General features: G+C 65.3%; 13 protein-coding genes. 6 read left to right on the forward strand and 7 right to left on the reverse strand.

Translation table 11 applies throughout. From position 1 onward, the window contains the following. Window positions 1–213: 213 nt before the first annotated feature. Window positions 214–3,129, forward strand: coding sequence for a hypothetical protein (locus tag Q0863_RS18195; protein ID WP_298581707.1), 2,916 nt, complete (start codon window positions 214–216; stop codon window positions 3,127–3,129). Between the two features lie 133 nt (window positions 3,130–3,262). On the opposite strand, the gene Q0863_RS18200 is transcribed toward Q0863_RS18195, so the two are convergent. Then, complete coding sequence (locus tag Q0863_RS18200; protein ID WP_298581728.1) at window positions 3,263–3,535, reverse strand: helix-turn-helix domain-containing protein; 273 nt, start codon at window positions 3,533–3,535, stop codon at window positions 3,263–3,265. On the opposite strand from Q0863_RS18200, the gene Q0863_RS18205 reads away from it, so the two are divergent. Beyond that, window positions 3,522–3,974, forward strand: a complete 453-nt coding sequence (locus tag Q0863_RS18205) for a hypothetical protein (RefSeq protein ID WP_298581709.1) — start codon at window positions 3,522–3,524, stop codon at window positions 3,972–3,974. The genes Q0863_RS18200 and Q0863_RS18205 overlap by 14 nt on opposite strands. 15 nt (window positions 3,975–3,989) lie before the next feature. Next, window positions 3,990–4,535, forward strand: a complete 546-nt coding sequence (locus tag Q0863_RS18210; RefSeq protein ID WP_298581711.1) for a cysteine hydrolase family protein — start codon at window positions 3,990–3,992, stop codon at window positions 4,533–4,535. A gap of 152 nt (window positions 4,536–4,687) precedes the next feature. On the opposite strand, the gene Q0863_RS18215 is transcribed toward Q0863_RS18210, so the two are convergent. After that, the gene (locus tag Q0863_RS18215) at window positions 4,688–5,101 is read right to left on the reverse strand and encodes a tyrosine-type recombinase/integrase (RefSeq protein ID WP_080376610.1); all 414 of its coding nucleotides are present in this window, start codon (window positions 5,099–5,101) and stop codon (window positions 4,688–4,690) included. A gap of 186 nt (window positions 5,102–5,287) precedes the next feature. Here Q0863_RS18215 and Q0863_RS18220 point away from each other — a divergent pair. Further along, a protein-coding gene (locus Q0863_RS18220; protein WP_298581715.1) for an IS3 family transposase occupies window positions 5,288–6,438 on the forward strand; the annotation gives its coding sequence in 2 pieces (ribosomal slippage) (window positions 5,288–5,534 and window positions 5,534–6,438; 1,152 coding nt in all). Here Q0863_RS18220 and Q0863_RS18225 read toward each other — a convergent pair. Beyond that, a complete protein-coding gene (locus Q0863_RS18225; RefSeq protein ID WP_298581717.1) occupies window positions 6,417–6,776 on the reverse strand; it encodes a TraI domain-containing protein in 360 nt (119 codons plus the stop codon). The genes Q0863_RS18220 and Q0863_RS18225 overlap by 22 nt on opposite strands. A 207-nt stretch (window positions 6,777–6,983) precedes the next feature. On the opposite strand from Q0863_RS18225, the gene Q0863_RS18230 reads away from it, so the two are divergent. Then, a complete protein-coding gene (locus Q0863_RS18230; RefSeq protein ID WP_099476200.1) occupies window positions 6,984–7,283 on the forward strand; it encodes a type II toxin-antitoxin system RelB/DinJ family antitoxin in 300 nt (99 codons plus the stop codon). Further along, on the forward strand, window positions 7,270–7,557 hold the full coding sequence (locus Q0863_RS18235) for a type II toxin-antitoxin system RelE/ParE family toxin (protein WP_099476201.1): 288 nt from the start codon (window positions 7,270–7,272) through the stop codon (window positions 7,555–7,557). Before Q0863_RS18230 ends, Q0863_RS18235 begins: the two co-directional genes overlap by 14 nt. Before the next feature lie 423 nt (window positions 7,558–7,980). Here the strand turns inward: Q0863_RS18235 and gltS are convergent, their stop codons facing one another. From gltS to Q0863_RS18255, 4 genes are read right to left on the reverse strand one after another with little or no spacing between them, the layout of a single operon-like run. Then, a complete protein-coding gene (gene gltS / locus Q0863_RS18240) occupies window positions 7,981–9,234 on the reverse strand; it encodes a sodium/glutamate symporter (RefSeq protein WP_241898734.1) in 1,254 nt (417 codons plus the stop codon). Next, complete coding sequence (locus Q0863_RS18245; RefSeq protein ID WP_099476202.1) at window positions 9,234–11,210, reverse strand: alpha/beta fold hydrolase; 1,977 nt, start codon at window positions 11,208–11,210, stop codon at window positions 9,234–9,236. The genes gltS and Q0863_RS18245 overlap by 1 nt, the downstream gene beginning before the upstream one ends. After that, on the reverse strand, window positions 11,207–12,250 hold the full coding sequence (locus tag Q0863_RS18250) for a DUF4105 domain-containing protein (RefSeq protein ID WP_099476203.1): 1,044 nt from the start codon (window positions 12,248–12,250) through the stop codon (window positions 11,207–11,209). The genes Q0863_RS18245 and Q0863_RS18250 overlap by 4 nt, the downstream gene beginning before the upstream one ends. Beyond that, on the reverse strand, window positions 12,237–12,932 hold the full coding sequence (locus tag Q0863_RS18255) for a TetR/AcrR family transcriptional regulator (RefSeq protein ID WP_298581726.1): 696 nt from the start codon (window positions 12,930–12,932) through the stop codon (window positions 12,237–12,239). The genes Q0863_RS18250 and Q0863_RS18255 overlap by 14 nt, the downstream gene beginning before the upstream one ends. Between the last annotated feature and the right edge of the window lie 138 nt (window positions 12,933–13,070).

Here is a 13,070-nt window from a genome sequence, read left to right on the forward strand (position 1 = left end):
GTCGAGGCTACGGGGTCGACCCGGAGGTGCGTAAATCTGGGTGTCGCCTTAGAGGCAAATTAGGGTGTCGCCTTACACCAGCTTGCCCAGCGATCGGACCTCCATGAGATCACGGGTCAGTTTGCCCAGCACATCGCCGAGCAGATCGGTCAAGACGACGACATCGAGCAGCGGGGCGGTGCATACGCCGGTCTCGCGGCTTCCCTCGTTTCCATGAGCATTGACGAGGCCTGTGAATACTATCGGCAAGGTCTGGCCCAGCTGGACCAGTTGGGCGGAGAGAGCTACGAGCAGATCTATTCGCTGCTTCGTTTCGCAAGTGTGCAGCAGGGCGGATTCCTGAAGCCGGCGCTGTCGCATCGGTTGATGAACCTTTGCCAGACCATCGTGCGGAATGAGCCAAGCAAGTTCGGCTGGACGCTGTTCGCGCGCGCCGCCGCCAATTCCATAGGCTTTCAGGCGATCGCCAAGATCGTGCGTTGGCACGACCAGGACGTCGCGGACCTGTCTTACGGATTGCCGCAGCTTGCCTGCTTTCTGGCCAAGAACGGAGATCTCGATCCGCGTCGCGCTGCCTTCATCCTGACGATCTGTGAAGACCATGGCTGGTGGGACTGGCGTTCAGGTGACGGGGTTGCCGATCTGCTGAGACTGTCTGAACCCGCTGATCAGAGGCGGATATTTCTGGCGATCATCGAAAAGCTGCGTGCCCGGTACCCGTTCGGTGGCTGGACCTCACTCTGGGAAGGCTTCCTAGAGGCGGGGAATCAGTTCCCAAACGCACTTACCACCGATGTTCGCAAGGCGATCGAGCAACTCAGGGTAGAAGCGCAACGCTCGCAGGATGAGTTCAATAGTCGCGATAGGTTGCAGCCGGACTTCCCCTCCGATCAGACTCCGAAGCCAAGTAAAGAAGAGATCGACGGACTCATCGCGGCGCTGGTCTCGAACTGCGATCCGTCATCGGCGCATTCGATCGACAAAGCGCTGACGACCATCCAAACGGATAGCCGGCTTTCCTATCACGCACGCCAGCGCTTCATCGCCGGATTGCGTGTCTCGTGCCCATATCCCAAGCGGTTGGCGTTTCTGTTTGCAGTTTGCGACGCGGCCGAGCTGAGCCTCACCCAGTCATTGGACATACTCTCCGAGTGTCTAGCCGCCTGGAGCGGATCCTCCAAGCACCTCGTTTCCAATGCAAAGGCGTTGGTTGAACGGCTGTTCGAGTCCAAGATCGTCGAACTGTTCGAAGGTCAGTTCTCAGACATCGTCCGAGGCATCCATCGACTGTCGGAACTGTGCAATGACAAGCGCTTCGTGTTGCGACTCGTGCTTCGCAAGGTGGCGGCGGAGGAGGTGGAACTCGACGGTGATGAGTGGCTGCAGTTGGCCACTGCTCTGTGTGACGTCACGTCGGGCCAGGCCGGCCTAGATGCGCTGGAGTTGTTGCTGTCCGGGCCGGCGTCGCGCATCGCAGACGAGATCGGGGAGGGGGCGTTCCGCCCAGAGCAAGCCGTAGGGGACGACGAGGCGGCGTTCCTCGCTGACGTCATTTGGCACCTTCTCGGTGACGATGATGGTTATCTCCGCTGGACGGTCGCCAGGGGCTTGAACACGCTTTTCGAATTGGGCCTCAACGACGAACTCGGCCTGTTGCTCGATCGCTTCGACCAAAGAGAAATCGCGGCCCTAGCATCGTCGGATCGGGGGCTTCCGTTCCAGAATTCCCGGCAGTGGCTGCTGATGGGTCTGGCGCGGGTCGCCCTGCGCCATGGACGGACCATGCCTGGCCTCCGGCGACCGCTGCTGGCGCTGGCCCAACGAAACGACCTCCACATCATCGACAAAGTCCACATTGCCAGGTGTCTGAGGAACATCGGTAACGACGGTGTCCGCGACAAGGATCTGGAGGCGTTGCTCGACCAGATCGACCAGCCGCCATGCGGCATTGTGACCAGCGATGTCTACTCGGGAGGCGCGAAGGCGACGTCGAACTTCCGCTTCGACTACGAGTTTGCCAAGAGTGAGATCAGCGCCCTCGCTCGGCTCATGAATGTCGGTAAGGCAACGGTGGTAGACGCAATGGCGGCCGAAATCACGCAGCGATGGCCGGACGCTACCTCGCTGGATGATTTTCCCGGCCGGCAGCGTTACGACTGGGATCGAGGCGATCGATATGAGACCTACCGCGAGCATGTCCAAAGACATGCACTGCTGGGCGCAGCCACCAGTCTTTCAAAGACGCGGCCGGTGGTCGTTCGGAGTTACGAGGTCGGCGACGGCTCACCCTGGCTGGAATGGCGCAACCGCTACGACGTGACGTTCGATGACGGCTCGTGGTTGTCGGATCGGAAAGATCCTGTGCCCGGGCAGGCGAAGGAGAATCTGCTGGGCAAGAGAACAGGCCAGCAGGAGACACTGCAGGACCAACACATGGTGCTGCGGAAGCTGGGACTCGTGGACACCGACGCCGACGCACTAGTCCTGCTCTACGGGCGCTGGTCATCGCCCGATGGTGTGCGCGTCAGGATCACGTCGGCGCTGACGGAACGGAAGGGCGCGATTGGCCGCTGCATGGCATTCGCCAAGCAGCCCGGTCATGACCTTTGGCTGCCGGAGTTCTGGGACGAGGGATTTTACGACCGTCGTCGCCGACAGAAGAGCATTTTCGCTCCATTGGTGTGGGCGCCCGAGACCCACAGTCTCGGCATCGACGTGGGTGATGAAATGGCGGCGCAGGGAGCGGCCGGCAGACCGCGTCTCGGAATCGACCTCACGCAGAACCTGAGGTTGGCAAACCGGCCGGGCAGCGGTGATTGGCATGCCGCTGATGGCAGTCTGGCGCTGAGGAGCCAGGTCTGGGGCAGTTGGAAACCCGATCCCGATGACCACCGTGGAGCCCGCCATCACGATGATGGTGAAGTTTTGTGGGCTTCGCCCGATTGGCTCGCTGCGACACTGTCCGGCGAGAATAAACGACTTGTCTCCACGATAACGCTTTGGAAGTATCGATCTTCACGTGAGTACGCGCCTTCGATTGGCGTTAGATCGGTCCTTGTCGGGCTGCGGCTTGATGAGGGAAAAATAAGAACTTGGCATGCGAAGAAGGCATCGAAGCAAGACTACTGAGCTACTTAAACCGCATTCTCCAAGTCGAGCAAAGTAGTGGGAGTCGAAAGACAAAGTCGTTTGTCTGTGAACGACGGCTTTTGGCCGATAGCGGACCAGGTGCAGTGAACTACGTGCGCCCGACAACCTGTAACTACAGACGACGGCTGTCGTCGCCGCAGAAGTTCCGTCGATAGGCGGAAGGCAGTGTCCCCAGTTGCGCAGCGAAATGCTGCCGCAGCGACAGCCCTGTGCCGAAGCCGGCCTCAGTCGCGATCTGCTCGATCGGCAGATCGGTGGTTTCAAGCAACTGCTGCGCGCGCGCCAGCCGCTCCGACGCCAGCCATTTCACGACCGTGCTGCCGGTCGCCTCGCGGAAGCGGCGGATAAAGGGCTTCACCGACGTGCGCGTGTTGACCCGCGACACCGTCTTCAACGGTACGCAGCTGAGCATCACCGGTGGACAGCATGGCGATGACCAGACCATGGCCGTTGCCGGAGAAGCTCTCGGGCAAGTGATGGGCGTCGTGTTCCGGCGCCCGGGCCACGAGACGGTGTACCTGGCCGGAGACACGATCTGGAACGCCCGGGTCGAGGATTCGATCCAGCAGTACCAGCCGGACGTGATCGTCCTCAACACCGGCTATGCGCGCATCCAAGGCCTGGACGGCTCCATCATCATGGGCAAGGACGATCTCTACCGGGCCTACCAGGCAGCGCCCCAGGCCAAGGTGATCGGCAGCCACATGGAAGCCGTCAACCACGCCATGCAGACGCGCCAGGACCTGCACGACCACATCAAGGAAACGGGCATGGACCCCGAGCGCGTGCTGGTTCCCGCGGACGGCGAGTCCTACACCTTCTAAGAAAGAGGAAATCCCATGAGCAAGCGCGCAATCGTCGTCGTAGATCTTCAGAACGAATACCTGTCCACCGGCAAACTGCCGCTGGTCGGCATGGAATCCGCCCTGGCCAACGCCGCCCGCATCATCGCCGCGGCTCGCGCCAATGGCGATCTGCTCATCCATGTCCGGCATGAGTTCGCCACGTCCTACGCGCCGGCTTTCGTGCCGGGGACCGACGGGGTGCAGATCATCCCCGCCGTGGCGCCCGTCGAAGGCGAGCCTGTCGTCCTCAAGAACTACCCCAACTCGTTCCGCGACACCGGCCTGAAGCCGATGCTGGACGAACAGGGTGTCGAGGAGCTGGTGGTGATCGGCGCGATGAGCCACATGTGCGTGGAAGCGACCTCCCGCGCCGCGGCCGACTTCGGCTACGCCGTCACCGTCGTGCACGATGCCTGCGCCACGATGGATCTCGAATTTGGCGGAACGGGGATACCCGCGGCCCACGTTCATGCCACCGCGATGGCCGCACTGGCGTTCGGCTATGCGGCGATCACGACCACGGATGCGTATGTCGCGTGATCCACTCTGCTTCAATGATCGATGTGGAGCAGAAGTGAAACCTGTGGGGACGGATTGAGCCAGAGAGGGCGGCCTTGGGCCGATTGCTGAGGCTGCGCGTGGTGTCCGCAATCGACCCAAAGCGGACATCGAGGGATGCCCGCCCCAGTTGCCTAGTTCATGTTGAGTCGATCCAGTGGGCTGACTGTCTTGCGAACCGCCTGCTCAACGTGGGTGTAAATCATTGTGGTCTTCAGGTTGCGGTGACCTAACAGCAGTTGGATCGTCCGAATATCGGTGCCGGCGGCAAGCAGGTGCGTGGTAAAGGAATGTCGCAGCGTATGCACTGATGCGTGCTTGGCAATCTGGGCTTCGGCTAACGCTGCCTTGAAGGCCATCTGCACGCCGGATTCGGAAGCGTGCCAGCGAAGGCGTCGGCCGGTCTGAGGGCAGGTCCGTACGACGCGCGAAGGGAAGACGAACTGCCATGCCAAGCTCTGGCTTGCGCTGGCATACTTGCGCGACAGTGCGTCAGGTAATGGTGGTAAACCAGCACCGCGTGCAGATCCGCGTACCAACGTTCGCATCCGGATCGATATCGAAGCGGAAGACGCACGAGGGTTCAGCGAGACCACCGTAAGGGCAGCCAAGGAGAACGGCAGGCACCTTGGGGTCAAGACGGATTTTGACTGATGGGCATCACAGCCGAGTGGACCGCCCAGCCTTTTGTAGACACCCGAAGGCCATAATTCATGGCTACAGCAGAGGTGTTCATGAGCAGCAAGCGATACACGGATGAGTTCAGGGCCGAGGCGGTGAAGCAGGTGCTCGAGCGGGGCTTCACGGTGGTGGATGTGGCCGCGCGCATCGGGATCCCCAAGCACACGCTGTACGACTGGGTGCAGAAGGCGAAGAAGGCCGGGAAGGCAGCCGCAGGCTCTGCGTTGGTGGGGACCGACTCGGCGGAGATACGCCGCCTCAAGGCCGAGCTCCGGCGCGTGACCGAGGAGCGCGACATTCTAAAAAAAGCCGCCGCGTACTTTGCCAAGGGGTAAGGGCGAAGTACGCGTTCATGCGTGCGCACATCGGCGAGTTCCGACTGGTCGCGATGTGCCGGGTGCTGGGCGTGCACCGCAGCGGCTACTACGCCTGGGTTCGGCAGTCGGCCAGCCTGCGTGAGCGCGAGGATCAGCGGCTGCTGGGGCTGATCAAGCACTTCTGGCTGGCCAGCGGTGGCGTGTATGGCCACCGCAAGATCACGCTCGACCTGCGCGAAGCGGGCGAGACCTGCAGTCGCCACCGCGTGCAGCGGCTCATGAAGGCCGAGGGTTTGCGGGCGCAGGTCCGCTACGGAAGCAAGCCCCGCCATCGCGGCGGCCCGGTCGGCGTGGTCGACAATGTGCTGAACCGCGACTTCGCTCCTGACGCGCCGAACAAGGTCTGGGTCACCGACATCACCTACATCCGCACCTATGAGGGCTGGCTGTACCTGGCGGCGGTGATGGACCTGTACTCGCGGCAGATCGTGGGTTGGGCCACGGCGTCGACAATGACCAGCGACCTGGTGCTGCAGGCCCTCGTGGCAGCAGCGTGGCGACGCAAGCCAGGTCCGGGCGTCATGGTGCACTCCGACCAGGGCAGCCAGTTCACCAGCAGCGACTGGCAGTCGTTCCTGAAGGCGCATCGGATGGTTCCGAGCATGAGCCGTCGCGGCAACTGCCACGACAACGCGGTCGCCGAGAGCTTCTTCAGCGTCCTGAAGAAGGAGCGGATCAAGCGGCGGATCTACCCGACCCGGGCCGCCGCAACCTCGGACGTGTTCGACTACATCGAGATGTTCTACAACCCGGTGCGTCGCCATGGTTCCGCCGGCGACGTCTCACCGGTAGAGTTCGAAAGGCGCTACGCGCAAAGCGGCCGATGAGTGTCTATGAAACTCTGGGTGGTCCACTCGAGGCTGTGGATCGCCAAGCCTCCGGGGAAGGCGTGGTGGTGGCGCGCGGATGCCGGCATCGTCCAGAAACGGGCAACGACCTCCCGCTCGCGGAAGATCCGCCAGAGCATCCGGTGCAGCGGCGGCGTGTCGATGGTTTCGACCAGCTCGAGGATGCCCATGTAGGTGTCTTCCACCGGGCAGATGTCCAGCGGCAGGTAGTAAAGCTCGAACCCGGCGTGGTCATGCGTCGAGGCGTTGGTCAGTACGGGCAACGGCTTGGCCGGAGCGTCGTCATCGACCGGCCAGTGCGCGAGCTGCAGCTTCATCACGGTGATCGGCTGCGACAGCAACGAGTGCAGGAGGTTTGCAGACGGGATCAGGCAGTCGATCGTTCTCGATTCATCCCGTGCGGGCACCGATGAGCTTGACCATCCGGACCAATGGAGGCGCATCGATCACCGGCATTTCGGGCCACTTGATCGTATCTCATTTGAGATACATAATGTGGCATCAAACCATCAGGAACGCCTCGTATGGCAGCCCGGACTTCAATGCTGCATGTTCGTGTCGATGAACGACTGAAAGCGGAAGCGACGGAAACCCTGGCCAACGTCGGCCTGACGGTTTCCGATGCGGTGCGCATCCTGCTGACGCGCGTCACCAAGGAAGGCGGCATGCCGGCGGGTCTTGTCGCCGACCCGCAAGTGCACGACGCATGGTTCCGTGACAAGGTTCAGGAAGCCTTGGCCGACGCTCGCCCGGCCGTCCCGCATCAACAGGTCATGGATGAAGCCCAGGCCCTGATCGACAGAAAACGCCGTGCCCGTTCTTGAGTGGCGGGAGTCGGCCCGTGGCGACTTGTTGGCCATCGCCGACTACATCTCGGACGACAACCCGGATGCAGCGCAAAGACTGAAGGACGATATTGAAGCCAAGGCGAACGCACTACTGGAGCGTCCGAAACTGTATCGGGCAGGTCGGGTAGCCGGTACGCGAGAGATGGTTGTGCGATCGAACTACGTCGTTGTCTACATGGAGGATCAGTCCGTGGTCACCATATTGCGCGTGCTGCATGCCGCACAACTATGGCCATCGACTGCACCCTGATACTCCTTTCAGCTCAACCCTGTCGTTCAAGCGATCAGACGCCAGCGGTTCAGTGATCACGACTCCTCGGCGCGCGCAACCTGCCTACACCGACCGCCTCAACACCGCTCAGAAATGCAATGATAGACACCCTGACGGCCGCCTGCTCGGTGGAGTCGGCCCGGCTCCTGGGCGCCGAGGCATGCGCTGACAGGCCTTCGGTGATCTTGCCCCGGCTCTGCAGGCATCCAGTTAAGCGACATGGTTCAACTCGAACTGCCTCGATGACGGGGCTGTGATTCGGATCCCGGGATGTAGGGTTTGCGGCATTGCGTCGCAGGGAACCTTCGTAAGCGTCTGGCGACATCACCTGCTCCCATCTGAACAAGTGGCCCCGGAGCGGCGACGCTATCCGCGTCTGATCGAAGCGCCGCGTCCGGGCATTCAGCCCGCCATCAGCCCGATCACCAGCGCGTTGACCAGGTCGATGAAGAAGCCGCACACCAGCGGCACGATCAGGAAGGCCCTGGGCGCGGCGCCGTACTCGCGGGTGACCGCGCTCATGTTGGCCACGGCGGTGGCGGTCGAGCCGAGGGTGATGCCGCCGAAGGCCGAGCACATCACCACCGCCTCGTAATCGCGTCCCATCGCGCGGAACACCACGAACACGGTGAACACCACCACCATCGTGATCTGCAGGGCCATGGTCACGGTGATGAAGGCCAGCATCGGCTGCAGTACCCAGAACTGCAGGCCCATCAGCGCCATGGTCAGGAACAGGCCGAGGCAGATGTCCGAGATCAGCGCCAGGCCCGGCTGCATCTGCCGGTATTGCCACATGCGCTTGCCGTTGGGCGCGAACAGGTCGCCGAGCGCGCGCAGCACGATGCCCGCCAGCAGGCAGCCGACGAAATCCGGCAGGTTCACGCCGGCGCGGGCGATCAGGCTGCCGATGCCCTGGCCCAGCATCAGCGCCAGGTTGAGCCAGAACAGCGCCAGCAGCAGCGCGTGGTAGTCCAGGGTCTGGCGCGAATCGTCGCCATACAGGGTGCCCACCTCCAGTTCGGCACTGGCCGAGGGCATGACCGGATGGCGGCGGATCAACCAGCCGGCGATCGGGCCGCCGATGACGCAGGCGGCGACCAGGCCGATCATGTTGGCGGCCAGGCCGAGTTCGCTGGCACCGGCAATGCCGAGGGTTTCGGTGAAGTGCGGGGTCCAGGCCAGGGTGGTGCCGACGCCGCCGGTCAGCGAGACCGAGCCGACCATCAGGCCCGCGCGCGGATCCATGCCGAACAGTCCGGCCATGGCCATGCCGAGCCCGTTCTGCAGCAGCATGAACAGCGAGGCCAGCACCGCCAGCAGTACCAGCAGGCGGCCACCGCTGGCGAGCGCGCGCACGTTGGAGTTCAGGCCCAGCGCGGCAAAGAAATACAGCAGCAGCAGGTCGCGCGCGCCGAGCCCGAAATCCACCCGCAGGCCGATGCCGTAGTACAGCGCGCAGACCACCGCCGCGCACAGCACGCCGCCGACCACCGGTTCGGGGATGCCGTAGCGGCGCAGCACGCCGATTCGCGCCGACAGCCCCTTGCCGACGAACAGCAGCAGGATCGCGAGGGTGAAGCTGACGAAGGCATCGACCGTCATCGCGTCGTTGCCGCGGAGCACGTGCTCCTGCACGATGGCGGGGAGTGGCATCAAGGGCTGTCCTGCGCGGCATCGCGCGAGGCCGCCGCGTGTTCCCGCAGGTCCAGATGCAGGATGCGGCGCAGTTCGAGGATCGCCGCCGGGGTTTCCTGCACGCTGTGGCCTGAGGTGATCACGACTTCGGACAGCGCGCCGGGCAGGTGGGCGCTGGGGTAGGGCACCAGGCCGTCGCCGGAACGCTCCAGCGGGCCGTCGGGATCGAGCCTGGCGACGATCGAGTGGTAGCGCAGCCGCGGCGAGATCGGCAGGTCGGCCGCCGCGCGCACGAACGGATCGCGAGCATCCAGGTTGTCGATGCTGTTGGGCATCGTCCCGCCGCCGCGGGCGATTGCCGATTCCACGTCGACCTCGCCGAGCAGGGCGTCGCCGAATCCCTCCAGCAGCGTCAACGGCAACCGCACCATGCGCGAGATCCAGCGCCCGAGGCGGCCGCCGGCGACATCAGTGCCGCGGTGCGGGCTGGCGATGAACACCGCGCGCCCGATGCCCGGCACCGGCTCGAACCGCAGCACCCGCTCCATCCGCGGGCGCAGCGCCCGCAGCCGTTCCAGTTCGTCGGCATGTTCCGCCTCGGCCCATGCCCATAACTGGTCGTCGGCGCTGGACACCATCAGCCGTCCGATCACCCCGCCCATGCTGTGGCCGACCAGCACCATGTCCTCGAACGCCGGCGCCTCGCCCCGCGGATCGAAATGCTGGCGGGTGCGCGCCAGCAGGCGCCGGATCGCGGCATGGTTGAGCACGATCGGGGCGTTGGTCGGGTAGTAGACCTGCCAGATCTGGTAATGGCGGCGCAGGTCGTCGTCGCCCTGGATCTCGTTGGCGACGTTGACCCAGGCCTCCGGGCTGCTGGCCAGGCCGTGCAGCATCAGGATGATCCGCCGCTGCGGATCGTAGGGCTGCATCATGTACAGGTGCGGACGGTCGATGCCGTTGCCGCGCCCGAACAGGGTCCGCAGCGACTGCCGGTTGAACCCCGAGCGCGCCAGCCACAGACCGTAGCCGGCGGTGAAGTTGGCCGCCAGCGGCAGCCGCTGGCCGTACAGCACAATGTCGTCCTCGTCGTAGGGGTCGTGCGCGCTCACGAGCACCTCGCGCGCCGCCAGCACCGCGTCCAGGCCGTCGCCGTCGAAGCGGAACAGGACGGTCATGCCGGGGGAGGGCATTTCGCTCCAGCCCGGTGGACGGCGCGGCGCATCCCCGGCATCGGGCCGCGGTTCCGGCGCCGCCGCGACCGGATCGTCGACCATCACCGCCACCAGTTCGGCGCCGAAGCCGTCGCGCCGCCAGGTGCTGCGCAGGCCCTGGAACGACAGCGATGCGGCCGGCAGCAGTTCCTGCGGCATGTGCACGCCCTCCGGCATGCGGATACCGGCGAGGTCGATGCGGAAGGTCCAGCCGGCGCGCTCGAAGACCTCTGCCTGTGGGGCGCCATCGTCGCGGATGCGCCGGCTCTCCTCGAACAGCAGCGCGATTGCCTCCTGCACGGCGTAGTTGTACCAGTCGCGGACCTGGGTCTGGCGGTCCTCGAACACGCGTTCGCCGGGCGTGCGCCCGGTGAAGAACAGGTAGGCGTAGGCATGCCGCGCCACTTCCATCCAGGCCCGCAGGCGCGCGTCCGCCTCGCTGCCGGCGCGGTCCAGCGCCATCGCCTGCTGCAGCCACAGTTCGGCCAGCGCCGACAGCCGGCGCTCGTCGGCCACGCCGGCGGCCCTGTCCATCGCGTCGACGCAGGCGCCCGTCGAGCTCGCGCAACCGTCCACGTCCAGCCCCGAGACCCGGATGCTCTGCGCGGTCAGCGCGCTGAGCCTGCCGCTGGTCAGGATGTCGCCGCGCTGCAGGGCGATGTACTCGCCGGGCGACATCGGCTCCATCACCACCGCCGGGCTGAACTCGCGCAGGATCGCGCAGCCGGCGAGCAGCGGCAGCAGCAGGCAGGCGGCCAGCAGGCGCCGGGTCGCGGTCATGGCGGGGCGTTCCTTGCGGTGAGCGGCATGCCGGCGCGGATCGCGTGCGGGAAGTCCTGTGGCGGGCCGTCGAAGGCGCGCGCGCGTTCGCTGATGCGGCCGGCGCGCTGCAGTTCGGGATAGCCGTAGCCGGGCAGCAGGCCGCCGCGCTCGCCGACGTATTCGGCGAAATGCCCGGACAGCAGCAGCCGGTAGTCGAGCGGCAGGCCGGGCGACACCTGTCGGGCCAGGTCGAACACGACGGTGGTGCAGTTGCTGGTCAGGGTGTTGTAGAAGCGCGGCCGGTCGCGGATGCGGCGGGCCTCGTCGAGATAGCCGAGGAACAGCTGCCGCAGCGCCGCGCGCGGCACGTCGAGCCGGTACAGGTAGACATCCTCGCCGCGGGCATTGCTGCGGGTGCGCACGATGTCGTTCTCGTCGGCGGCGATCAGCACGCTCTCGAACTCGCGGAAGAAGCCGCCGAGGGCGGAGAACGCCTCGCCGCGCTCCTTGCGGATCTCCAGCGAGAACACCAGCCGGCGGCCGTCGTCGAAGCCGAACGAGACCAGGGTGTGGGCGATGTGCGGACCCATCCAGTACGACAGGACCAGGTCGGCGTCGGCCAAGCGGTCGAGGTCGTACTCGCGGGTTTCCCAGCGCACGGTGTAGTCGTCTTCGCTGTGCCAGTCGAAATTGCGCACGTTGCGAAGGGTGAGCCGGTTGCCGTCGATCTCGGCCTGCAGCAACTGTGCGACGTCGTCGGCCCAGTCGCGTTCGTGCGAGGGCCGCAGCGTCGACCATCCGCCTACCAGCGCCAGCAGGCACAGCAACCAGGCCAGTGCCGGCAGGCGCGGTCCACGGCCCGCCAGGCAGACGGCCGCGCCCAGCCCGAGCAGGCACCACGCGGCGGCGAGCGCGATGCGCAGCCCGTCCGTACCCGGCCCCTGGAACCACAGTAGCAATGCGCCCCACAGGCTTGCGCAGACCACGCACAGTGCGGCCAACCAGACCAGGACGGGGCGCCTCCGGACCGGGCCGCGCCCCTGCTCAGCCGCTCGCATCGTCGCCTTCGGGTGGATTGGTGCCTCTTCCGGCGGCATCCGGTCTCGCCGCCGGATCGATCTGCAGCCATTCCAGCAGCATGCGCCTGTGCATCTGCTTCATGGCCGCGACCTCGCCCTGGCCCTCGCCGAGCATCAGCTTGAGGATCGCATGCGCGCCCGGCGAGTAGGCGAGCGTGGCGAAATTCTCGGTCAATGCATTGCGCGGGATCCGTCCGTTCTCCAGCGCCGCCGCCGCCCGCTCCTCCTGCTGCAGGTACGGCAGGAAGATGTCCTGCCGCCAAGCCTCGATCAGGTGCGGGGCGCGCACGCTTTCGGCGATCAGCAGGCGCAGCATGGCGACAAAGTCCGGATCGGTCAGCGGCGCATAGAAGACGTCGATGAACTGCTCGACGCGCTCGCGGATCGACTCGGGCGCGAGATCACCTTCCAGCACCGAGACGAGCGCGAGCGTAGACACCGGTGGGGTCAGTGTCCGGGCCAGCAGCGCCTCGAAGATCTCCTCCTTGCCGGTGAAGTGCGCATAGACACCAGCCTTGGACAGTCCGGCGCCGCGCGCGATGTCCTCGATCCGGCTCGCGGCGAAGCCATGCCGCGAGAACTGGATCAGCGCGGCGTCGAGAATCCGTTGCGACCGGACTTCGGGCTTCAGGCGGATCCGCTTGCGTGCGGGCGGGTTCACGGATTGCTTCATCGGGATGGCAAGGCTGCGGGGGGGGGGGGGGGGGGGGGGGGGGGGGGCGGGGGGGGGGGGGGGGGGGGGGGGGGGGGGGGGGGGGGGGGGGGGGGGGGGGGGGGGGGGGGGGGGGGGGGGGGGGGG

The sequence above is a fragment of the uncultured Luteimonas sp. genome (genome assembly GCF_947492465.1).
GTDB lineage: Bacteria > Pseudomonadota > Gammaproteobacteria > Xanthomonadales > Xanthomonadaceae > Luteimonas.

Excerpts from the sequence above, each read along its gene's own strand:
- Q0863_RS18195 (WP_298581707.1), top strand. The coding sequence starts at position 214 with ATGAGCATTGACGAGGCCTGTGAATACTATCGGCAAGGTCTGGCCCAG.
- gltS (WP_241898734.1), bottom strand. The coding sequence starts at position 9,234 with ATGCCACTCCCCGCCATCGTGCAGGAGCACGTGCTCCGCGGCAACGAC.
- Q0863_RS18210 (WP_298581711.1), top strand. The coding sequence starts at position 3,990 with ATGAGCAAGCGCGCAATCGTCGTCGTAGATCTTCAGAACGAATACCTG.
- Q0863_RS18225 (WP_298581717.1), bottom strand. The coding sequence starts at position 6,776 with ATGAAGCTGCAGCTCGCGCACTGGCCGGTCGATGACGACGCTCCGGCC.
- Q0863_RS18245 (WP_099476202.1), bottom strand. The coding sequence starts at position 11,210 with ATGACCGCGACCCGGCGCCTGCTGGCCGCCTGCCTGCTGCTGCCGCTG.
- Q0863_RS18215 (WP_080376610.1), bottom strand. The coding sequence starts at position 5,101 with ATGCGAACGTTGGTACGCGGATCTGCACGCGGTGCTGGTTTACCACCA.
- Q0863_RS18230 (WP_099476200.1), top strand. The coding sequence starts at position 6,984 with ATGGCAGCCCGGACTTCAATGCTGCATGTTCGTGTCGATGAACGACTG.
- Q0863_RS18250 (WP_099476203.1), bottom strand. The coding sequence starts at position 12,250 with ATGCGAGCGGCTGAGCAGGGGCGCGGCCCGGTCCGGAGGCGCCCCGTC.